This is a genomic window from Agromyces sp. NPDC058136, from assembly GCF_042884375.1.
In the GTDB taxonomy this organism is placed as follows: Bacteria; Actinomycetota; Actinomycetes; order Actinomycetales; family Microbacteriaceae; genus Agromyces.
Map to the genome: position 1 here is coordinate 1076359 of NZ_JBHVUA010000001.1, position 21607 is coordinate 1097965.

Annotated in this window: 20 protein-coding genes; 4 read left to right on the forward strand and 16 right to left on the reverse strand. The window is 71.9% G+C overall.

Annotated features, from left to right (window positions below):
- Position 1: 1 nt before the first annotated feature.
- Complete coding sequence (gene lhgO, locus ACFVTX_RS05120) at positions 2-1216, reverse strand: L-2-hydroxyglutarate oxidase (RefSeq protein ID WP_386898475.1); 1215 nt, start codon at positions 1214-1216, stop codon at positions 2-4.
- Positions 1213-1764 (reverse strand): VanZ family protein, encoded by a 552-nt coding sequence (locus ACFVTX_RS05125; protein ID WP_386898476.1) that lies wholly within the window; start codon positions 1762-1764, stop codon positions 1213-1215. The genes lhgO and ACFVTX_RS05125 overlap by 4 nt, the downstream gene beginning before the upstream one ends.
- Before the next feature lie 279 nt (positions 1765-2043).
- On the opposite strand from ACFVTX_RS05125, the gene ACFVTX_RS05130 reads away from it, so the two are divergent.
- Complete coding sequence (locus tag ACFVTX_RS05130; protein WP_386898477.1) at positions 2044-3348, forward strand: DUF4082 domain-containing protein; 1305 nt, start codon at positions 2044-2046, stop codon at positions 3346-3348.
- On the opposite strand, the gene ACFVTX_RS05135 is transcribed toward ACFVTX_RS05130, so the two are convergent.
- Positions 3320-4522: a glycosyltransferase gene (locus tag ACFVTX_RS05135; protein ID WP_386898478.1), complete on the reverse strand. Its 1203-nt coding sequence runs from the start codon at positions 4520-4522 to the stop codon at positions 3320-3322. The two genes, ACFVTX_RS05130 and ACFVTX_RS05135, sit on opposite strands and share 29 nt — an antisense overlap.
- A gap of 35 nt (positions 4523-4557) precedes the next feature.
- On the reverse strand, positions 4558-5457 hold the full coding sequence (locus tag ACFVTX_RS05140) for a glycosyltransferase family 2 protein (protein WP_386898479.1): 900 nt from the start codon (positions 5455-5457) through the stop codon (positions 4558-4560).
- 98 nt (positions 5458-5555) lie between these two features.
- Here ACFVTX_RS05140 and ACFVTX_RS05145 point away from each other — a divergent pair, with 98 nt between their 5' ends.
- Positions 5556-6653, forward strand: coding sequence for a hypothetical protein (locus ACFVTX_RS05145; RefSeq protein ID WP_386898480.1), 1098 nt, complete (start codon positions 5556-5558; stop codon positions 6651-6653).
- Here the strand turns inward: ACFVTX_RS05145 and ACFVTX_RS05150 are convergent.
- From ACFVTX_RS05150 to ACFVTX_RS05160, 3 genes are all read right to left on the reverse strand, one after another.
- Positions 6641-7651, reverse strand: coding sequence for a glycosyltransferase family A protein (locus tag ACFVTX_RS05150; protein ID WP_386898481.1), 1011 nt, complete (start codon positions 7649-7651; stop codon positions 6641-6643). The genes ACFVTX_RS05145 and ACFVTX_RS05150 overlap by 13 nt on opposite strands.
- A gap of 157 nt (positions 7652-7808) precedes the next feature.
- On the reverse strand, positions 7809-9113 hold the full coding sequence (locus tag ACFVTX_RS05155; protein WP_386898482.1) for an O-antigen ligase family protein: 1305 nt from the start codon (positions 9111-9113) through the stop codon (positions 7809-7811).
- Positions 9110-10012, reverse strand: a complete 903-nt coding sequence (locus ACFVTX_RS05160) for a hypothetical protein (RefSeq protein ID WP_386898483.1) — start codon at positions 10010-10012, stop codon at positions 9110-9112. The genes ACFVTX_RS05155 and ACFVTX_RS05160 overlap by 4 nt, the downstream gene beginning before the upstream one ends.
- A 138-nt stretch (positions 10013-10150) precedes the next feature.
- On the opposite strand from ACFVTX_RS05160, the gene ACFVTX_RS05165 reads away from it, so the two are divergent.
- Entirely contained in the window at positions 10151-10861 is a 711-nt protein-coding gene (locus ACFVTX_RS05165; RefSeq protein WP_386898484.1) for a hypothetical protein, read from the forward strand.
- Between the two features lie 14 nt (positions 10862-10875).
- Here ACFVTX_RS05165 and ACFVTX_RS05170 read toward each other — a convergent pair whose 3' ends face one another.
- Both ACFVTX_RS05170 and ACFVTX_RS05175 read right to left on the reverse strand, forming a co-directional pair.
- Complete coding sequence (locus ACFVTX_RS05170; protein ID WP_386898485.1) at positions 10876-11526, reverse strand: polysaccharide deacetylase family protein; 651 nt, start codon at positions 11524-11526, stop codon at positions 10876-10878.
- The gene (locus tag ACFVTX_RS05175) at positions 11523-12398 is read right to left on the reverse strand and encodes a glycosyltransferase (RefSeq protein WP_386898486.1); all 876 of its coding nucleotides are present in this window, start codon (positions 12396-12398) and stop codon (positions 11523-11525) included. The genes ACFVTX_RS05170 and ACFVTX_RS05175 overlap by 4 nt, the downstream gene beginning before the upstream one ends.
- Before the next feature lie 32 nt (positions 12399-12430).
- On the opposite strand from ACFVTX_RS05175, the gene ACFVTX_RS05180 reads away from it, so the two are divergent.
- A complete protein-coding gene (locus ACFVTX_RS05180) occupies positions 12431-13300 on the forward strand; it encodes a hypothetical protein (RefSeq protein ID WP_386898487.1) in 870 nt (289 codons plus the stop codon).
- Positions 13301-13322: 22 nt separating this feature from the next.
- On the opposite strand, the gene ACFVTX_RS05185 is transcribed toward ACFVTX_RS05180, so the two are convergent.
- The 7 genes from ACFVTX_RS05185 to ACFVTX_RS05215 are packed head-to-tail and all read right to left on the reverse strand — an operon-like array spanning position 13323 to position 21583.
- On the reverse strand, positions 13323-13580 hold the full coding sequence (locus ACFVTX_RS05185; RefSeq protein WP_386898488.1) for an acyl carrier protein: 258 nt from the start codon (positions 13578-13580) through the stop codon (positions 13323-13325).
- Positions 13581-13592: 12 nt separating this feature from the next.
- Positions 13593-14819 (reverse strand): pyridoxal-dependent decarboxylase, exosortase A system-associated, encoded by a 1227-nt coding sequence (locus tag ACFVTX_RS05190; RefSeq protein ID WP_386898489.1) that lies wholly within the window; start codon positions 14817-14819, stop codon positions 13593-13595.
- Positions 14816-16396: an acyl-CoA ligase (AMP-forming), exosortase A system-associated gene (locus ACFVTX_RS05195; RefSeq protein WP_386898490.1), complete on the reverse strand. Its 1581-nt coding sequence runs from the start codon at positions 16394-16396 to the stop codon at positions 14816-14818. The genes ACFVTX_RS05190 and ACFVTX_RS05195 overlap by 4 nt, the downstream gene beginning before the upstream one ends.
- Positions 16393-17748 carry a glycosyltransferase family 4 protein gene (locus ACFVTX_RS05200; protein WP_386898491.1) on the reverse strand — a complete coding sequence of 452 codons (1356 nt, stop codon included), beginning with the start codon at positions 17746-17748 and terminating at the stop codon, positions 16393-16395. Before ACFVTX_RS05200 ends, ACFVTX_RS05195 begins: the two co-directional genes overlap by 4 nt.
- Complete coding sequence (locus ACFVTX_RS05205) at positions 17745-19265, reverse strand: lipopolysaccharide biosynthesis protein (RefSeq protein ID WP_386898492.1); 1521 nt, start codon at positions 19263-19265, stop codon at positions 17745-17747. The genes ACFVTX_RS05200 and ACFVTX_RS05205 overlap by 4 nt, the downstream gene beginning before the upstream one ends.
- Before the next feature lie 4 nt (positions 19266-19269).
- On the reverse strand, positions 19270-20532 hold the full coding sequence (locus ACFVTX_RS05210) for a glycosyltransferase family 1 protein (RefSeq protein WP_386898493.1): 1263 nt from the start codon (positions 20530-20532) through the stop codon (positions 19270-19272).
- 10 nt (positions 20533-20542) lie between these two features.
- A complete protein-coding gene (locus ACFVTX_RS05215) occupies positions 20543-21583 on the reverse strand; it encodes a glycosyltransferase family 2 protein (RefSeq protein WP_386898494.1) in 1041 nt (346 codons plus the stop codon).
- Positions 21584-21607: the final 24 nt, after the last annotated feature.

The following is a 21607-nucleotide window of genomic DNA, read 5'->3' on the forward strand; positions in this document are numbered from 1 at the left end:
GTCAGCCCGTCGACGCCGCGAACCGTTCGGCGATCATGCGGCCGATCGGAATCGCGGAGGTCGCCGCAGGAGACGGCGCGTTGCAGACGTGCAGCTGCCTGGCCGAACGCTCGAAGAGGAAGTCCTCGACGAGCGTGCCGTCGCGTCGCACGGCCTGCGCCCGAACCCCGGCGAACCGCTCGCCGAGGTCGGCCGCGTCGAGTCCGGGTGCATAGCGACGGCACTCGTCGAGGTACCGGCGTCGGAACAGCGAGTTCCGCACCTCGACGGCAGCCGCGCGAGTGTGGTGGGCCGCCATGCGCCAGAATCCGGCATACCCGAGGTAGTCGAGCACGTCGGGGACCCTCACGGCCCCGCGGCCGTAGCGTTCGCGTGCGAGGCCGAGCACGGCATTCGGCCCGGCCGTGAGCCGGCCGTCGATCGTGGGGCTCAGGTGCACCCCGAGGAACGGCATCGACGGATCCGGAACGGGATAGATGAGGTGGCGCACGAGGCCGGGGCGGCCGACGATCTCGAAGTACTCACCGCGGAACGGGATGATCCGGAAGTCGGTCGGCATCCCTCCGAGCCGAGCGATGCGGTCGGCCTGGAGCCCCGCGCAAGCGACGAGGCGCGCCGCACGATGCACGTCGCCGTCGCCCGTCCGCACGCGGATCTCGCCGCCGTTCGCCGAGTCGTGCTCGCTGATCGCCACCGCCTCGACGCCGAACCTGATGTGCACGCCGGAGGCTTCGAGCGACGCGCGCATCGCCTCCGCGACGTGCGCGTAGTCGACGATCCCGGTCGACGGCGAGAGCACCGCGCCGGCTCCCCGGATCTCGGGCTCGAGCTCGTGGATCGCGTCGGCACCGACCCGTTCGATCTCGATGCCGTTGGCGGTGGCGCATTCCGCGAGCTTCTCGAGCCGGCCGAGCTCCCGGTCATCGGACGCCACGATCAGTTTGCCGATGCGCCGGGCCGGGATCCCGTGCTCCTCGCAGAACTCGAACGTCGCGGTGCGGCCGGCCCGGCAGAGCGCCGCCTTGAGCGACCCCGGTGCGTAGTAGATTCCCGCATGGATCACCCCCGAGTTGTGGCCGGTCTGCCCGGTGGCGACCGTCTGCGCTTTCTCGAGGATCGTGATGCGGGCCCCGGGCTCTCGCTCGAGCACGGCACGGGCCGTGGCGAGCCCGACGATGCCCGCCCCGATGACGATGAGATCGTCGATGCGAGTCACGGCGCCGGCCGCGCTGTCGGAGGCGGGTCGAGATCGTCCGCGGACGAAGGCCTCGCTCGGAAGGAGGTCCGCGTGAACGCGAGCGCGATCAGCCCACCGAGGGCCGCTCCGAACACGTTCGCGAGCACGTCGCGCGCACTGGCGACCCGCGCGGGCAGGACGAGCTGCACGAGTTCGGCCGACGCCGAGAGCACGAGCGCGAGCGTCAGGCCGAGCCAGTACCGCCGCATCCACAGGCACAGCAGGAATCCGAACGGGACGAAGAACAGGATGTTCGCGCCGAACTCGATCATGCCCGCGCGAACGAATCCCACGCCCAGTTCGCCGTTCAGCCAGTCGACGATCGCGGTGCTCACAGCCCCGAACCGGATCGGAGACAGCAGCACAGCCGCGGCGAACAGCAGGTACAGGCCGAGAGCCCACCCCACCCAACGGCGACGCCCACGTTCCACTCTCGCCTCGCTCTCGTCGCCTGGCCGCCGTCGCCTCGCCGAAGAACGCACAGGCGATCCCGGCGTGCGACTCGGCAGCAGACTATCCCTCGCCACCCGGCCGCGTACCGCCCTCCCCCTCTACTGGGGGCGCGCGCACCGCGATCGCACGGTCGGCCGCTGGGCGCCCTCTGGTAGCGTTCGACGTGCAGGCTGGGTTGTGGAGACCTGCCCGGATCGCCGAGGGCTCGGCCCGCCTGCCGAACTCCCAGGGAAGCCGGGATGCGACGAGGATCGAGCACTGCACAGTACCGCGGGCCCCGCGCAATGGTGGCGGCGGCCCTGACCGTCGCCGCACTGGCAGTGCTCGCAGCGTGCGCGCCCGAACCCACGCCCGTGACGATCTGGGGCGACGCGAAACCCGCGGGTGCGACGCTCGGAGACGACCGGAACGCCGTCGAACTCGGCACCCGGTTCACGCCGTCCGTCCCCGGTCAGGTGACCGGGATCCGGTACTACAAGCTCCCGGGGGTGACGGGAGAGCACGTCGGCACGTTGTGGACCGGTGCCGGCGAACGGCTGGCGACAGCGACGTTCTCGGACGAGTCCCGGTCGGGGTGGCAGCGCGCATCGCTCGAACGGCCGGTCCGGCTCGAACCCGGGCGGACGTACGTCGTGTCGTACGGCGTGCCCGAGGGCGGTCGCTACGCCTCGGCCGCCGACCCCGCCGCCGTCTCCACGACCGACGCGCTCACCGTCGACCCGCGCGACTCCGGCGTGTACAGCTACGACGGAGGCGGATCGTTCCCGGACGACTCCTGGCGAGGCACCCGGTACTGGGTCGACGTCGACTACCTCGTCGACGCCGGCGCATCGCCGCCGCGTCCGACGGCGTCGACACCACCTCCGGCGCCGCCGCCCGACGGCTTCCCGACGCGCGACTCGGTCGGGCTCCCCGAGGGCTGGGAGCCGGAGCGCGAGGTCGCCGGCGACCTGTGGATCCGCGAGGCCGGGACCGTCGTCGAGGACCTGCGGATCACCGACGGCATCCTCCATGTCGACGCACCGGACGTGACGCTGCGACGGATCGATGCGATCGACTCCAGGGTCGTCGTCGACGACGGCGACGTCTGCAAGGACGGCCTCGTGATCGAGGACTCGAGGTTCACCTCCAGCGGGAGCGAAGCCTTCGCCGTCGTCGGCCCTGGCGGGTACACGATCCGCGACTCGCTCGTCGATGGCGTTCCCGAGGGTCTGCGCGCCGGCGGCCTGAGCGTGGGCTGCGGTCCGGTCACCGTCGAGCACAGCTTCATCCACATCACCCCGCCGAAGGTGTGCGGCGACTGGCACGGCGACGGCATCCAGGGCTACGACGGTCCACCGCTCGTCGTGAAGAAGACGACGATCGTCATGGAGGAGACCGGTGGATGCTCCGGCACGGCGCCGTTCTTCTACCCGAGCGGCCAGGGCAACACCTCGGTCGAGATCGACGGACTCGTCGTGAGCGGGGGCGGCTACTCGTTCCGCAACGGCACGCCGGGCTCGGTGCGCGGGCTGTTCGTGCTCGACGACTGGTCGTTCGCCCCCGTCGACGTGGACTGCTCGGTGCTCTCCGCGTGGCAGGCGTACGCCGCGGAGCTCGACGCAGCCGGTCAGCCGGTTCGCGGGGCGGCTATCCGATGCGAGGGATCGGGGAACTGAGCTCGTCGTAGAGCCCCGTCATCCGCTCGACGCGGCGGCTCCACAGATGCTCGCGCGCGGCGCGCTCGCGCGCCGCGGCGCCCATGCGCAGGCGCAGGGCGCGATCTTCGACGAGCGTGCGCACCGCGGTCGCGCAGTCCGCCGCGAGCTGCTCCGGCGAGCGCGCGGGCAGCATCAGCGCGCAGTCGCCGTCGGCGCTGCTCGCCGGTCCGCCGCGGTCGCAGACGATGAGCGGCAGGCCCCACGACATCGCCTCGAGCACGACACTGCCACCCGGCTCGCGATAGCTCGGGAACACGAACACATCGGCGCGCGCGTAGAACTCGTCGACCGCGTTCCGCGACACACGCCCGTGCATGACGACGCGATCGGTCAGACCGTACTCGCCGATGAGCGCCTCGCACGCCGCGCGATCACCGCCCTCGCCGAGGACGTCGAGCACGATGTCGAGATCGTCGAGCGCGTGCATGGCGCGGATGACGTCTCGGAGGCCCTTCGTGCGCACGATCCGCCCGACGTGCAGGAGTCGCACGGGCCCGGTGCGTCCGGCGCGGTCGACGGGCGGCGGCACCGCGTGGAGCGCCACGTCGCCCATGCACTCGAACCGACGCACCGAGACCCCTTCGAGCAGCTCCTCGACGTAGGGGGCGATCCCGACGACGCAGTCGGCGGACTCGAACGTCCTGCGCAGGAGAGGGTCGTGGCGCAGACGGACGGCGTCGAGCCTCCGCAGCCGCTGGTACCACGGAGCGGCGCCCTCCTCCACGACGAACCCGGGTGGCGACGCGAGGCTGCCGCCGATCGGCCCGACCACGAGCGGGATGCCGAGCGCCGCGGCCGGAGAGGGGTACCGCATGGCCGCCGGAATCACCTGATGCGCGACGTCCCACCGCTCGCCCTCGGCGAGTCGGGACCGGATCCACCGTCGTGCGTGGGTGTAGAAGCGCGCGTAGCCGGGCTGGAGGAGGCTGTTGAAGCGTTCGAACCGGCCGACGACCGGCGGTTCCGGCCACTCGACGACGCGCACCCCGTCGAGCTGCTGCGACGCGGGACGGTGGTCGCGCTTGTGGCTGGTCACGAGCGTGAGCTCCGACTGCTCCGACAGCAGCGACGCCCACTGATGCGCGAGCCAGGCCTCGCCGACGTCGTCGCCGTCGCACGTCGGTGCGATCATCAGCAGCCTCCGGCGAGCCCCGCCCCTGTCGTCGTTCATCGCGGCAGCAGCGTGTCGCTCGCTCCGAGCGCGGCCGGCCGTTCCGCCGGCCGCAGCAGGGCACGCACGGTCGGCCACGAGGCGCCATGCCAGCGGATGGCCCGCCGCACCTCGATCGCGATGGTCATGCCGAAATACAGCCACGCCCGGGCCGGCCCGGCGTGCCGCCCGTAGACGCGCACACGGTTCACGGCCTTCATCGTGTGCGTCGCGACGCTCTCGCCCGAACCGCCGCCGATGTGCACGGCGCCGGCGTCGGGTGTGTAGACCGTCGACCAGCCCTTCGCCCGCGCACGCAGGCAGAAGTCGGTCTCCTCGGAGTAGAGGAAGTACGTCTCGTCGAGTCCGCCGAGCGCGTCGTAGCACGACCGGTCGACGAGCAGGATCGCCCCGACCGCCCAATCGACGACGTGCTCGTCGTCGTACTCCTGGGCGTCCTCGACCCGCTCGGCGAAAGAGGGGAGGCCGGTGAAGCTCAACCCGCCGACACGGCCGAGCGTCGGCGCCCGGCGGATCGTCCGGGAGAGGCTGCCGTCGGACTCCCGGACTCGCGGTGCGACGATGCCGACGCCGGGCTTGCGCAGCACCGAGAGCATTCGAGGCGCCGACTCGGGGTCGAGGGTCGCATCGGGGTTGAGGATGAGGATCGCCCCCTCGTCGGGAGCGGCTCGGACGGCCCGGTTGATGCCCGCCGCGTAGCCGTCGTTCGTCGACCGCACGACCGTGCAGTCGGACCGCTGCTCGAGGAGCCCGACCGTGCCGTCGGTCGAGCCGTTGTCGACGACCACGACCGCATGGGGCGTCGAGCCGAACGCCGCAGGGAGGCTGTCGAGCAACTCGGAGACGTGCTGCTCGCTGTTGTACGTCACGACGACGGCGACGATGTCGGTCGACACGAGGCCCATCCTACCGACGCCTCCGGGGGCCGGTCCGCCCCAGAATGCGGGGCATCGGAGGCCGCCCCGCCGCATCGACGGTGCTCTAGCGTGGGGGTGTGGAACCGACACGAGCGACCTCGTCGACGAGTGGTTCCGCGCGGCCGCCGGTGGTCGTCCTCTACGATGACCGCCCCGACGGCCTGACCGGCCTCAAGCTGGCCGCGCTCAGCCTCCGATCGACGAGCCCGGGACTCGACGTCCGCGCGATCGTGCCCGGTGCCGGCGAGACCTTTCGTGCGTGGGCGTCCGCGAACGGCGTGACGCTCGTCGAACCGCCGCGAACCCTGCACGCGACCGGCTGGGACGTGAAGCCGACGGTGCTGCTGCACCTGCTCGACACGGGCGCCGATCCGGTGCTCTGGTTCGACACCGACATCGTCGCGACGCGCGACATCCGCGCCCTGCTCGCCCCTCACGCACCCGAGGTGCTCATCGCCGCCGAGGAGTACTTCTGGGGGTACCACCAGGGCTCGCCCGCCAGGACCACGACGCTCGGCCTCGACGTCGGCCGCGTACTGCCGCGCTCGCTCAACTCGGGCGTGCTGCGGGTGTCGTCGGTGCACCGCCCCCTCCTCGAGGCATGGGCCCGGGTGCTCGCGAGCCCCGCCTACACGGCGGCGCAGGACGCCCCGATCCCGCGTCGCCCGATCGCCTACCTCGGTGATCAGGAGGTGCTCGGCGGACTGCTCGGCTCGCGCACCCACGCCGACGTTCCGCTCGTGCAGCTCCGCCGCGGCGTCGACATCGCGCAGTGCTTCGGCCCGTCGGGGTTCACCGTCGCAGAGCGCTGGGCCGCGCGAGACCGGCTCCCCGCACTCGTGCACGCGATGGGTCGCAAGCCGTGGAACCGCCCCGAGGCGGGACGGGGCGGTCCCGGCCGACGGCTCGCCACGTGGTGGGAGCAGGTGCATCTCGACCTCACCCCGTACGTCGAGGCCGCGAGGCCGCACCTCGACGGACTCGACGAGCCCATCGACTGGGTCGGACCGCTGACCCGGTCGGGACGGCTCCTCGCCCGCATCGGGTCGCCGGCGCTGCGCGAACTGCCGCTCGTGCTGGTCGACACGAGCCAGCGTGGGATGCGGCGCGCGCTCGGGATCCGCCAGGTCCCGGCCGAGGCGGCACCCTCGGCTGCTCGGGGTCAGCCGAGATAGCGGAACCGGCGCCAGCGGTGCCATCGGACGAGCTCGGCGAGCCCGCGGCCGGTGGAGCGTCCGAGTGCCGCGACGCCGCGCGGCCGGCCGCCCGTGCGCCGCGCCTGCACGTCGGCCCACCGGCCGCGCCGATCCACGTCGGGGTCGATGCGGCGCGCGAGCTCGAGTATCGAATCGACCCGCTCGGCCGGGACCCCGGAGCGGTCCAGATCCCGCAGGAGGTCCTGGAGCGCCTCGTCGGCGAGCCGCCGACGCGCGACCGGGCGCAGTCGCGCCGCGTCATCCGCCCTCGACCACTGCGAAAGGAAGCCGTCGTAGGTGCGCCAACGCTCCTCGATGTCCTGGTAGCCCGCGAAGCGATTCGAGAGGTTCTCGGCGTGGCGCCGGTAGTAGGCCTGATCGATGCCGTTGATGTGGCCGACGTCCGCGATCGCCGCGATGCGCAGCCACATCTCGACGTCGCCCGTGTGCGGCAGCTCGGGGGTGTAGTACCCGACCTCGTGCTGCACGCTCGTGCGGACGACCGCCTCGGGTGAGGAGATGTTGTTCCAGCCGCGGGACAGCTGGAGGCGGATCCACTCGTCGCCCCGCCATGTCGTCCAGGTGACGGCGGGCATCGCCGTACGATCGACCGGTTCGGTGGCGAACTTCTGCGCATGGCCGAACACGAGGCCGACGGAGGGCCGCGTCTCCATGAGGGCTGTGGCGCGTGCGAGCGCACCGGGCGCGAGCAGGTCATCGGCCGACAGCAGCACGACGTAGTCGGAGTCGGCTCGCCGAAGGCCCACGTTGTACGTCCGGATGTGGCCGAGGTTCCTCTCGTTCCGGATCAGACGCACCTCGGCGTGCTCCTCGGCGATCCGCTCGGCGATGTCCGCCGAGTCGTCGGTCGAGGCGTCGTCGACGATGGTCACCGTCGTACGGACCCCCGGCTGGGCCAGGACGCTCCCGACGCACTCGCGGAGGTACCGGCCGTAGTTGTAGCAGGGCACGACCACCTCGACATGCGGTTCCGCGCCGACCGCCCGCGCGGGCCTGCTCACCCTCACCACGACCCCCGATCCGCGCGCCGTGCGCGTACCGCAGCAGCGCCTCGGGGGCGCTGGATCGAGGCTAGCCGAGCCGGCCGCGGCGGCGCGACACCCGTCCGGGGGATCATCCACCGACTCCAAGAGGACCGGCGCGCGCGCCCTCGATCCGGCCCAGCGCCCCGCCCACGCCGAGCAGCAGGAACAGGGCGCCCATCGTCATCGGGAATGCGAACGCGTCGAAGAACGAGAGGCTGATGAACCCCACGCCGATCGACGCGATGAGCGAGACGGCGAGGTCGCTCGTCCGTTCGTCGGCCGCCGCCCGCCGGACGCGGAGCAGCACGGCGACGGCCGCGACGCCGATCGCGAGGAAGGCCAGCAGCCCGACGATGCCGATCGTGACGAGCAGTCCGAGGTACTGGTTGTCGAAGATCCGGTACTTCGGCAGGAACGTCCCAAGTCCGCGGCCGAAGAACGGCTGCTTGGAGATGAACTGGAGCGCGATGTCGAAGCTCCCTGTCCGCGAACTGATGCTCGGATCCTCCGCTGCCCCCGTGAACAGGTTGACGATCGAATCGAGCAGGTTCGGCGTGACGACCGACATCGCGGCGAGCCCGACGAGCGCGAGCGCCCCCACCTGCAACCGCCGTCGTCGCGGCCAGGCGAACATGCAGATCGCGACCCCGACGATCGCCCCCACGTACGCGGATCGCGACGAGGTGAGCGGCACGACCGCGGCCAGCGCCAGAGCCGGAAGCCACCGGACACGGCCGCGCTCCACGTGCCGGAACGCGACATGCAGCGCGAGCGGCAGCAGCATCGACACGAGCACTCCGTACTCGATCGGATGGGTCGCCGTGCCCGACGGCCGAGGGAAGGCCCCGCGATGGAAGAGGCCCGGCTGCTCGGTCACCGTCAGCCCCGGGATCGCGATGCGATCCACCCAGGCCTGACCGGTGAGGACCTGCACGATCCCGAGGGCGGCGAGCAGTCCGCCGCAGACCGCCAGGACCCAGACGAGCCGATCGAGGTGGGCGCGGTCGCTGATGCCGTCGTGGGCGAGCAGCAGCGTCCCCGACCACGACGCGACCGCCAGCAACGCGACATCGGCGGGGCTGATCTCGTCCGCCGAGATCGGGCTCGCCATGGCGATCACGTACGTGACCCCGACGCTGAAGATGAAGGCGCACAGGGCGATCCGCACCGGCCGCGGCTCGGCGGGGGCGCCGCGGGTCAGCATGGAGCGCGTGAGGAACCACACCAGGAGACTCGCGAGGCCGAACAGCATGGACGGCGCACCTGCGCTGCCGAGCGGGCCGACGACGAGCTTGGAGGGGATGAAGAACAGCAGCAGCACGTAGACGCTGAGCCACGCGACGGCATCGGGCCTCGCCGGTGAACGGCGTTCGATGCCGGCGAGGGAGTTCACCGACCGTGTTCCTCGTCGGCTGCGACGAACAAGGGGACGTCCGTCGTCTCGTCGGGGTCGGGGTCGGGATCGGGATCGGGATCGGGATCGGGATCGGGATCGCCCGGATCGTCGTCGGTCCCCCGGTCGGCGTCGGTCTTCCGGTCGGCGCCGGCGTCCCTGCCGTCCGCCTCCGCGTCGTCCGATGCCGCCTCGTCGACGGATCCCCCGTCAGGATCGTCCTCGGCGGGTGCGGCCTCGTCCGCGGCATCCTCGTCGCCGCTCGCATGCGCATCTTGCGCGGCCTTCTCGGCCTTGCGCGTTCGCCGCCGGAGCATGAGTCGATCGACGCCGTAGGTCAGGAAGACGGTGCCGAGCAGTCCAGCGCCCACCGCGAGGAACATCAACCGGTAGCCGGCCGTCGTGTCCTCCTCGGCCTCGGTGTCGATCGTCAGCGGCATGGACGTCACGAGCGACTTCTCCGGAGCGGCGACCTCGACCTGCAGGCGCTTGAGATTCTCGGGAATCTGATCGGCGAGGAAGTTGAGCGTGTCGAGCGTGCCCTCCGGCGTCGTGTCGGTGACCTCGATCGCGAGCAGCGGGCCGCGCGTCGACTCCTCGATGAGCACCTCGAACTCGGCGTCGGGCGAGATCTCCTCCACCTGTTGCTGCACGACCTCGCTCTGGAAGTACGCCACGAGGATCGATGCCGGGAGCCCGAGCCCGCTGAGCTCGAGGAACGGGTTGCCGCCGGGCCCCACGACCTCCGCAGGAGGAAGCAGCAGGACGAGGCCCCGGGCCGAGTACTCGGGCGGGCTCACGACCGTTGCCGCGACCCCGAGACCGGCGGTCACGAGGAGCCCCGCGAGCAGGACGTACCAGCGGCGCCCCATCGCGCGGAGGATGTCCGACAGCAACATGGCCTGATTCTAGTGCCGGCACCGCGTGCGGGACCGGAGTCTAGACTGTGTCTGGGCCCGCTCACGACGAGCGAGCCGTCGCCGGAAGCGTCGAGGCGGCTCCGCCTCCCGCATGAGGAGATGCGCCGGGTACGACCAGTGACGTTGTGGGATCTCATCCGCGCCACGCTGCGCCGGTGGCCGATCGCGCTCGCCGGCGTGATCGCGGTCGTCGCGCTCGGATACCTGGCGACCACCGACGACGGCGTCTACCACACGCGCACCGAGGTGGTCTTCCTCGCCCCGTCGAGCGAACTCAACCCGAACTCGCTGCGCACGACCTCGGCCGATCTCATCGTCACTGCGGGCGTCGTCTCGAAGGCGATCACCGGCCCCGGCCGCGTGACGAAGTTCGCCGGACCCGACTCGATGCTCATCGGCACCGGCGTCCGCGACGGCTGGTCGATCCGCCTGCCCGACACCGGCGGACAATGGGCGTCGAACTTCTCGAGCCAGGTGCTCGTCGTCGAGGTCGTCGGCCCCGACGCCGAGAGCGTGCGCGCGAAGCAGGAGGAGCTCGTCGGGCGTATCGCCGACGAGCTCGAGGAGCTCCAGCGGGCGCAGGGGGTCGACCCGATCAACGACATCACCTCGACCGTCCTGCCGGACTCCGCCGTGATCGAGCACGTCGGCGGCAGCCGGATCCGCGCCGTGGCGGGAGCGGCGGCCCTGGGCGCCGGGGCGACCTTCGCCCTCGTCGTCCTGCTCGAGCATCGCCGGCGCAGGAGGGCGTCGACCGACGCGCCGCTCGACGACACCGGGGCCACCGCTCCCGACGAGCTCAGCGCAGTGGGCGAACGGGCGGGCTGACCACCGGAGCGCACTCATCGGAGCCGCTTCGCGACGCTCGCGAGCCGGTTACGCGCCTGCTGCACGCGGTCTGGCCGGGCGAGGATCGATCGGACCGACGTCGGCGTGTCGTCCGCGGTGACGCTGTAGCGCGCCTGCAGCCAGGCCGAGGGGCGCGCGGGGAACCGGTCGCTCGTGTACACGGTCCGGTAGCCGGCGCGCCGCAGCTCCCCGAGGAGCCGGCGATCGTAGCGGCCGAGCGGGAGCGCGACCTCGTCGATCGCACCGCCGCCGGCATCGCCGAGCACCGCACGGGCGTCGACGAGCTCGCGATGCGTCGTGGCCGTGTCGAGGCCGCGCCACGGGATGTGCGCCCACCCGTGGCTGCCGAGTCCCATGCCGGCGTCGTGCAGCTCGCGGAGGTCCGCTGCGCCGAGGCTCGCCGGATCGTCGAGCCGCCCGGCGAGCGCGAAGAACGTCGCGCGGAGCCCTCGCTCCTGCAGCGCCGGGAGCGCGACCGCGACGTCGGAGCGGTTGCCGTCGTCGAAGCTCAGCCGTACCTGCGGATGCGCACCGACGGCGTCGAGGATGCGGAGGAACGCGTCCTCCGTCACCCAGTACCGCGACTCGCCGGGCTCGCGCTCGGCGACCGGGATCCCGATGCCGTGGAAGCAGAGGTGGATCATCGCATCGCACCCCTATCGGTCTCGTACGCCGCGTGGGTGCGGGTGCTCTCATCACGTCCCCATTCGGCCGCGCCCGCCGGGCGCCGTGCGAGGAGCGCCGCCGTCACCGTGAGGACCACGTAGGCGACCGCCGCGGGGGCGAGGCGCGGCTCAGGCACGACGACGTCGCGGAGCCACGCCCAACGGTCGGCCCTGCGCACCGCGGCGGGGCCGGCGGCCGACGCCGCCGTCGAGCGCATGGCCGCGTTCCCCCGGCGTACGCGCACCAACCGACGCACGAGATCGCCCGTCGTATAGGGTGCCTCGACGCTCACGACCACGTCGCCCGACACGGCCCGCTCCGCGTCCGAGAAGAGCGAATCGAGGAACAGGTCGTCGGCCGTCTGGTCGGGGAAGTCGTCGAACCTGGCCCGGCCCTCCTCCGACAACGCGATCATGCCGCGGCCGAACAGCCCCGTCCGGAACGCCGGGAGCCGCTCGTTGATCGACGCGTACGCCCGGACCGGCCACGGGCGCCCCGCCACCGCGAGGCGCCGCGCAGGGACGACCGCCAGGGGGTGGGACGCGTCCCCGAAGCGGTCCATGATCGCGGTCAGCCCGCCGGGCGGCATCACGATGTCGGCATCGAGGTAGATCCTGGGGTACCCGATCGCGACCCGGTCGCCGGCGTTGAGCGCCCCCGCCTTGCCCGGTTCCTGGCGATCGATCACCGTGACGCCCGGGCGGGCCGCGGCGACCGCGGTCCGGTCCGTGCACCCGTTCGCGCTCACCACGATCGAGACGGGCTCGGCCAGGGTCTGACCCTGCAGCGCCTCGAGGCACCGGCCGATCACGCGCTCCTCGTTGTGCGCGGCGATCACGACGCTCGGCATGCCCGGCTCCGATCCTGAAATATGCTGGCCCCATGGCAGGCCCGGCCGTCACCGTGCGCCCGATCCTCGCCGCCGACGTGACGGCGGTGAGTCGGTTCCTGCACCATCACCTCAATCGGCGGGTCTCCGCCGCCGCGTGGGCCGGCGTCGTCGCCCCGCCGTGGAGCAATCGAGGCCCGAACCACGGGTTCCTGCTCCTCGACGGCGAGGAGATCGTCGGCGTGTACGCGGCCGTGTACTCCGAACGCGAGTTCGGCGGCGAGCGGATCCCGGTCTGCAACCTCGCGGCGTTCTGCGTGCTCGAGGGGTACCGCGCGCACGGGCTCCGCCTCGTGCGCTCCCTTCTCGCGCAGCGGGGCTTCGAGTTCACCGACCTCTCGCCGAGCGGTGCCGTCATTGCGTTGAACGAACGCCTCGGGTTCCGGCACCTCGACACCGCCACGCGACTGGTCGCCAACCTGCCGCGGGTCCCGCGCCGCGGCATCCGCGTCACCGAATCGCCGGATGCGCTCGCCGCGACCCTCGACGGCCGCGACGCCGAGGTCTATCGCGACCACCGGCGGGCGGCCGCCGCCCAGCACCTCCTCGTCGAGCACGATGGCGGCCACGGCTACCTCATGTTCCGTCGGGACCGCCGCAAGCGCCTGCCGCTGTTCGCGTCGCCGCTGTACGTCGGCGGCGACGCGGGATGCCTCGAGGCCGCCTGGCCCCAGCTCGGCTCGCATCTGCTCACCCGCCATGGACTGGCGGCCACCCTGGCCGAGCGACGCGTGCTGCGGTTCACGCCCCGCGGACCGGGCGTCGATCTCGCCCGCCCGCGACCGAAGATGTACCGCGGCGACCGGCTCGACGCGGACACGGTCGACTACCTGTACAGCGAGCTGACCCTCGTCCGGTGGTAGCACGATCGCGCCTGCTCGAGAATCAGGCCGACGCGAGCTTCGAATCGACGAAGTCGGCGAGCGAACCGACCGTCTCGAAGATGTCGGCCCCGAACTCGTCGTCGTCGATGGTGATGTCGAAACGTCCCTCGATGGAGGCGACGAGCGCGACCACGCCGAAGGAATCGAGCTCGGGCAGCGATCCGAACAGCGCGGTGTCCACGGCGAGGTCTTCGGGCCGCCTCGGCAGCTCGAGTGCCTCGACCAGCACCTCGCGGACGGCGTTCACGGTCTCGGTCATGGTGGCTCCTTGTCAGACGAGGACTTCCGCCGGTGCGGGATGTCCGAGGAAGGCGGTGGGGCTGGCGGTCAACCCGTAGGCGCCCGCCTGGAAGATCACGATGAGGTCGCCGACGTCGGCCGGCGGCAACTCGACCTGGTCGCCGAGCAGGTCGAGCGGCGTGCAGAGGCATCCCACGACGGTGGAACGCTCGGCCGCGGGCAGGTCGGCGTGATTGCCGACCGCGAGGGGATGATTGCGGCGGATCGCCTGGCCGAAGTTGCCCGACGCGGCCAGCTGGTGGTGCATGCCGCCGTCGACGACGAGGTAGGTCGTGCCGCGCGAGACCTTGCGATCGAGCACCCTCGCGACGTAGACGCCGCACTCGCCCACGAGGTAGCGGCCGAGCTCGATCACGGGCACGGCCTCGGGCATGCGCGCCGCGATCGGCCCGGCGACCAGCTCGTGGAGTTCGGAGCCCACGGCCTCCAGGTCGAGCGGTTCATCGCGTTCGACGTACGGAATGCCGAATCCTCCGCCGAGGTTCAGGTAGCGCACGGGGGACGGCAGATGGTCGGCGAGTCCGCTCACGAGGTCGACCGTGCGGCGCTGGGCCTCCGCGATGATCGCGGCGTTGAGGTTCTGCGAGCCGGCGAACACGTGGAAGCCGAGCACGTCGACCCCCGCCCCCGCGAACTCGCGCAGCACACCGGGCACCTGTTCGGCGTCGATGCCGAACTGCTGCGGCCCACCGCCCATCCGCATGCCCGACCCTCGCACCGCGAAGTCCGGATTCACCCGGACCGCGGTGCTCGGGGTGAGCCCCAGCTCATCGCCGGCATCGACCACCCGCCGGAACTCGGTCGCCGACTCGACCTCCACGATCACGCCGGCTGCGACCGCCTGGCGGATCTCCGCAGGCGTCTTGCCGGGCCCCGCGAAGCTGACGCGATCGGCTCCGATCGCGGTGTCGAGCGCGGTCCGCAGCTCCAGCCCGGATGCCACGTCGATGCGGTCGATCCGGTTGGCGAGGTGCTGCACGACGGCGGGCATCGGGTTCGCCTTCATGGCGAAGCCGAGCTCGACACGATCGGGCAGCGCCGCCCGCAGCCGGTCGACGCGCGCATCGAGCAGGCCGCGGTCGTAGGCGAAGAACGGCGTCGAGCCCACGCGCGCGGCGATCCGCCCGAGCGGCATGCCGCCCACACGGAGTTCGCCGTCGACGGTGCCGAAGGCGGCGACGTGCTCCTGCGTCCTCATGTCGACACCTCCGACACCAGCACGCGACGGTCGTACTTGCCGTTGGGTGAGCGGGGCAACTCGTCGCGGACGTCGATCCGGCTCGGGACCATGTACATCGGCAGGACGAGACGGAGCGCGGCGGTGAGTGCGTCGACGTCGAGCTCCCGCTCGACGGGCGTGACGGAGAGCACGATCCGCTGTCCGAGCGCCGGGTCCTCGACGCCGGTCGCGACGGCGTCGCGCACCAGGCCCGTACCGTACGCGGCCTCCTCGATCTCGCTCGGGCTGACCCGGTACCCGGAGGTCTTGATCATCTCGTCCCGCCGCCCGACGAAGTACAGGAAGCCCGCCTCGTCGGCGACGACGGTGTCGCCCGACCAGACGGCTCGCTCCGGGGCACGCCACGGCTCGTCGGGATGCACGACCGGGCGGAAGCGCTCGGCCGTGCGGACGGGATCGTTCCAGTACCCGAGCGCCACGAGGGCGCCGCGGTGCACGAGCTCTCCCTCCTCGCCCGCGACGCACCGCGTGCCGTCTGGGCGCAGCACGAGCACCTCGGCGTTCGGCACGGCCTTGCCGATCGAGTCCGGCCGGCGGTCGACCTCCGACGGGTCGAGGTACGTCGACCGGAAGGCCTCGGTGAGCCCGTACATCAGGTACGGATCGGCCCCGGCGAAGATCGCCCGCAGCCGATCGAGCGTCGGACGCGGCATCCGCCCGCCGGTGTTGGCCCAGTACCGCACTCGCGCCGCCGCCGCGGCCGGCCACGGGACATCAGCCAACTGCAGCCACAGCGGCGGCACGCAGGTGAGACCCGTCACGCCGTACCGCTCGCAGAGCTTCGGGACCTCCCGCGGCAGCAGGTAGTTGACGAGCACGCAGTGGGCTCCGACCGCGAACGCCGTCGTCACCTGGCTGAGCCCCGCGTCGAAGCTGAGCGGCAGCACGCTGAGGATGACGTCGTCGCCGGTGTTGCCCAGGTAGGTGCTCACGCTCTCGGCGCCAGCGATGAGGTTGCGGTGGCTCAGCACGACGCCCTTGGGCCGGCCGGTGCTGCCGGAGGTGTAGAGGATCGCCGCCGGGTCGAGGTCGATCGCGGCCGGCGCGGGGTCGATCACGGCTTGGTCGAGGCCGTCGCCGTCGCCGGGCCAGCGGTGGACCGACCACGCCGTGCCGACCGCGGCCGGGGGTGCTCCGCCGACGACGATCACGTGTTCGACACGCGTGCCCGGCAGCACCTCCGAGAGCTGCCCGAGCCGGTCGACCGACGTGACGAGCACGCGCGCCCCGCTGTCGATGAGGATGTGCCCCACCTGGGCCGCCTTCAGCACGTGGTTGACGGGCACGAACACGCCACCCGCAGCGGATGCCGCGAAGAAGGCGACGACCGTCTCGATGCGCTTCTCGAGGTACACGGCCACCCGATCGCCGGGCTCGAGGCCGATCCCGCGCAGCTGTGACGCCGCGGCCAGCGTCCGACGCCAGGCCTCCGCGTAGCCGACCGTCACCTCGCGGTACGTGAGCGCCGGGGACCCGGGCGTCGCCGCGGCCGCCTGGCTCAGCAGATGATGGAAGTTCGTCCGGGCGGGGTTCATCGCCGGCTCCGTTCCACTCGCGCACCGCGCTCGATGAGGAAGCGGTCGAACTCCGCGGCGTCGTCGAGGTCGACGTAGCGGCGACCCTCGGGGTCGCGCTCGGCGTGCGCCGTGTCCGGCGGGACCGCCGGCCCGGGACGCGAGAACCCGGAGAGCCCGTCGTACACGGACACGTACGCCTCGGCCTGCGGGCGCCAGTCCAGCACGGTCGCGACGCGGGACCTGGCCCTCCGGCCGAGTTCGGCGCGGAGCCCGGGGTCGTCGATCAGGCGCTCGACGGCGTCGGCGAACGCCGTGATGCTGCCGGAGGGGACGTACAGCACCGCGTCGCCGCCGGAGACGCGCGTCTCCGTGAGGTCGAAGGCGACCGAGGGCAGCGCGTACGCCATGTATTCCATCGTCTTGTTCATCGTGGACAGGTTGTTCAGCGGGGTCCGGAGGTCGGGGCAGAGGCCGATGTCAGCCGCGCTCAGCCGATCGGCGATCTCCGCCCGGTCCACGCGTCCCGTGAACGTGACGTGGTCGCCGAGCCCGAGCGCGGCCGCCTGCGCCTGCAGGGATCGGAGGCAGTCGCCGAACCCCATGAGCGTCGCCGTCACGTTGCGGCGGCCACGGCGGTGCACGAGTTCGTCGACGACGAGCAGCACCTGGTCGACGCCGTCCTGCGGCCCCATGATCCCGAGATACACCAGGTCGATCTCGTCGACGGGGCGCGGGTGCTCGGGATACACCGGCCGCATCGCGCGGGTGTCGGGCCCGCTGCGCACCACCGTCACCTCGTCGGGCCGGCGCCCGCCGCGCCGCACCGCGATGGCCTTGTACGACTCGTTCGTCGAGATGACCCGATGCGCGGCCCGGAACGTGCGTCGCTCGAGCCAGAGCAGGCCCCTGAGCTCCAGGCGCTTCAGGATGCCGCGCGGAACGCCGAACCTCGAGACGAAGAGTTCGGGATTGAGGTCGTGGTGGTCGAAGACGAACTTGACCCCCCGGATCCGCCACAGTCGTGCGAGCAGCCAATAGGTGTCGGGCGGGTTGCACGCCTGGAGCAGGTCGAACGGGCGGTCGCGCCACACGCGGAGCGACAGCCAGGCGGTTCGCATCCAGCTGTACGCGAACTCCCACGCGAACCCGAGCAGGCCCTCGGCCTCGGGCGCGGGCGCGTACTTGTAGATCCGGACCCCGTCGATCAGCTGGCGGGCCGGATCGCCCGGCCCCTTCGGGCAGATCACGCTCACGCGATAGCCGCGGGCGATGAGCGCCCGGCATTCGGACCAGACGCGCCGATCGAGCGGCACCGGCAGATTCTCGACGATGATGAGCACGTGCGGACCCGTCCCTTGGGCTCTGGTCATGATCGCTCCTTCCGAAGGACGAGGGTGCGGAAGCGGTCGGTCCACGCGAACCGGCCGAGGTAACCGGTCATCTCATCGATGACCTGACGGGCGAGCAACCGGATCACGACGAGGTACGCGGCGAGGACCGCCAGGCCCACGAGCACGATCCTGAGGATCGGCGCGAGGTCCGCCGTCACCGAGAGCACGAGCCATCCGGCGACCCCCGCCCCGACGACCGCGGCCGTGAGGAATCCGAGCGGACCCGCCAGGGAGCCCGCGTTCGTCCGGAGCAGCCTCGCGACGAGGAACAGCCGGCCGATCGTGGCGAGGGCGGCGACGACGAGGAATCCGTAGGCGACCGCCTGCAGCCCCCAGTGCGCGGTGACCGCCGTCGCCGCCACCGTGCACACGTCGACGACGAGCGCGTACGCGAACCAGCGGCCGGGCCGGCCGAGTCCGTAGAAGAGGCCGTTGTCGAGATTCGCGCCGACCACGAGGATGCTGGCGAGCGCGAGGATGCGGGTCAGCCCCCAGCTCTCCTCCCAGCCGTCGCCGAAGACGATCGGGATGATGAGGGGCGCGGCGACGGCGAGGAGGAGGAGCGGCGGCGACATCACCGCGTACGTGACGCGCAACGCGCGCACGTATGCGCTTCGGAGCCGTTCGGAATCGCCGCGCACCTTCGCGAACGTGACCGTCGACACGGGTACGAGCGCCGCACCCGTGAGGTCCTGGACGATCTGGACGAGTCGCTGGGCGATGCTGAGGTAGCCGAGCGCGGCCATGCCGAGGGCTGACGAGATGATCGCCGCCTCGGCCCACGCGCGGCCGAGGGCGACCGACTCGACCGCGAGCACGTTGCCGCCGAACCGCGCCATCGACGAGAAGTCGCGCCGCGAGAAGGCGAAGCTCGGGCGCCACCTCGCGGCGGCCCAGGCGAGCACGGCGGTGAGGAGCACCGAGGTCAGGGTCTGACCGACGAGCGCCCAGACGCCCGCACCGGCGATGCTCATGACGATGGCGACGACCTGCGCCGCGACGGCGGCGATGCCGCCCTGTGCGGCCAGCGCGCGGAAGCGCATGTCGCGCCGGAGGAGCGCCATCGGCACCGCCGCGACGGCGTTGAAGATCACCGACAGGGCGAGCACCTGGAGCACCGGCACGAACTCGGCCGACTGGAACACCAGGCCGAACAACGGCGCCGCCGCGATGACCACGACGGCGAGCCCCAGCCCCGCGATCAGCGAGAACCAGAAGCCCGTGCTCAGCAATCGCCGGTCGACGGTGTCGGCCTGCACGATGTACGCGGCGAACCCGAGGTCGGAGAGCAGGTAGAAGAACGGCAGCACCGTCGTCGCGGCGGCGACCGTGCCGAAGTCCTCCGGGCTGAGCAGACGGGTGAGCACCGCGATGCTGATGAAGCCCGAGATCCGGATCGCCCATTTCTGCACCGTGAGCCAGAGGACCCCGGACGCCGCCCGATGGCCGATCGAGCCCGTCTCGGGCTCCCGCGCGGGTGTCGCTCGTTCCGACATGGGATCACGCTCCGCCCGGAGCATCCGACGCCCCGAAGACCTCGTCCTCGATGAGGTCCACGACGTCGGCAGCGGTCCTCGTCCAGCCGAACGGCCTGACCGACGCGGAGGCCGCGGCTGCGAGGCCGGCACGGTCGGGACGCGACACGACGGCGCTCAAGGCGTCCGCGATCCCGCCGGGCGTCGGCGGCGCCCAGGCGACCTGCCCGTTCCGGAGGTCGGCCCTCGAGTGCACGGAGTCGTTCACGACGGGGACGACCCCCGCGGCCAGCATCTCCTCGGCCACGAGCGAGATGTTGGTGAAGGACATCGCGATCCCCGCGACGCAGGAGTTGTAGAGCTCGTTGAGCTGTTCGGGGGTGAGTCTGCCGTGCTGGGTCGCGGGGAAGGCCAGGCCGCCGACCTCCGCGCCGTAGAGGTGGATGTCGACGTCGGGATGACGTGCGTGGAACTGGTCGAGCGCGAGCCGGGCCAGCCAGAAGCCGCGCCGCGGGACTCCGGGGCGGGCGTAGAGGACCACGCCGGTGCGCTCGGCGCCGGGCAGCACGCGGTACACCGAGGTGTCGCATCCGAACTCGACCACATCGGGTTCCAGGCCCACCTCCGAGCGGAGCAGGTCTCCCACCATGTCGCCGAGGGCGATCGTGCGGAACCCGAACCGGTAGGTGTCCTCGGCCAACGCGTACATCGACCCGCGCGCGTAGAAGTACGGTTCGAAGTCCTGGATGAAGTAGAGCCGGCGCATCGGCTCGGTGCCCCGGCGCGCGAGCACGTGGGCGGTGTCCCACGAGGACGCGACCGCGGCATCCACGCCTGTAATGCCCTCACGCGCGTCGGCGACGCGCGCACGCATGCCCGGCCACCACTCGCGGATGACTCGCTCGTGCTCGCGCACCTGCCCGCCGTAGCGGTCGTACAGGAAGAGCACGCAGCGGTGCCCCGCCGACTCGACGGCCTCGACCATCCGGAAGAGGGTCGTGTGACCGCCCGAGCCCGCGCTCGGCGGGGTCAGCACCCAGCCGATCGTGAGCGGACCCGGTCTGCGCGGCCGCTGCGCCGGCACGCGAAGGTCGAGCCGCGTCGAGTCCGCGATGTCGTCGGCGAGGAGCGGTTCGGCGAGCATCCCCGCGTCCAGCCGGTGGTACGCCAGTCGCACCACACGCTGGGCGAGCGCACGCGTGCCGCCCTCGCGGACGATGCCGACGGCTTTGACCGCCCTCGACCCGATCCGGCGGGACGCGTCTCCGAGCGATTCCAAAGTGGACATGGCCGCCCCGTCACGTTCCGTACCGACGCCAGACGCGCCACTCGAGGTGACGCTCGACCCGGCGCGCGAACCCCGCGTGCGGGCTCTCCAACCATCGGTCGACCTGCCGCGACGTCCGCCCGGGCTCGGCCCGCGGGACTCCTTCGACCGTCGCGGCCGCGAACTCGAGGTAGGCCGAGGCTGCAGCGGGATCGGCCGTCTCCCTGAGCTCGGCGCGGGCCAGCCGCGTGGCCCGCCTGGCGAGGGCCCGGTAGCCGGAGACGAGCAGGTGTTCCGGCAGCCGGACGCCTCCGGGCGGCTCGTCGAAGACGATCCGGATCACCTCGCGCTGCTCGCGCATGTCGGTGAGCATGCCGGAGAACTGGGTGAGGTGCATGTTGGCGCCGTGTCGGCGGTACAGCGCCTGGGCGCGGTTGTTCACGCGCCCGATGTCCCACAGGGCGGCGGTCTGGTACCAGAGCAGCATGTCGGCGGCATGCGGGACGCGCGCGTCGTAGTGCCCGATCTCGTCCCAGGCCTGGCGCCGCATCACGACGCCCGGGGTGTACACCGGATTGACCGACCGGCGGCACATCGAAGCGAGCCACCGCCGCCCGCTCCAGGTGGTCCAGCTCCGGGCCCGGCCGTCGATCTGCGGCAGATCGTCGACGAACCACTCGGAATGCCCGTACACCATGCCGACCGTGGGGAAGCGCTGCATGAGGCCGACCGCACGCTCAAGCGAACCGTCGACGAGCGCGTCGTCGGCGGAGAGGAGCACCACGTAGTCGCCCGTGGCCTGCCGGAGGCCCTCGTTGTAGCTCGCGATGTGTCCGGCGTTCACGGTGTGCTCGATCACCCGCACGCGCTCGTCGCGCGCGGCGATCGCCCGCGCGACCTCCGCGCTGCCGTCGCCCGAGGCGTCGTCGATGATGATGACCTCGACCTCGACGCCCTCCTGCTGCAGCACCGAGTCGACGGCGGTCGGGAGGTAGTTCCCGTAGCGGTAGCACGGCACCACGACCGTGACGCGCTCCGTGCGCGTCGCGGGAACGGGCCGGTGGAACCTCATGTCCGCTCCTCGACCGTGATCCGG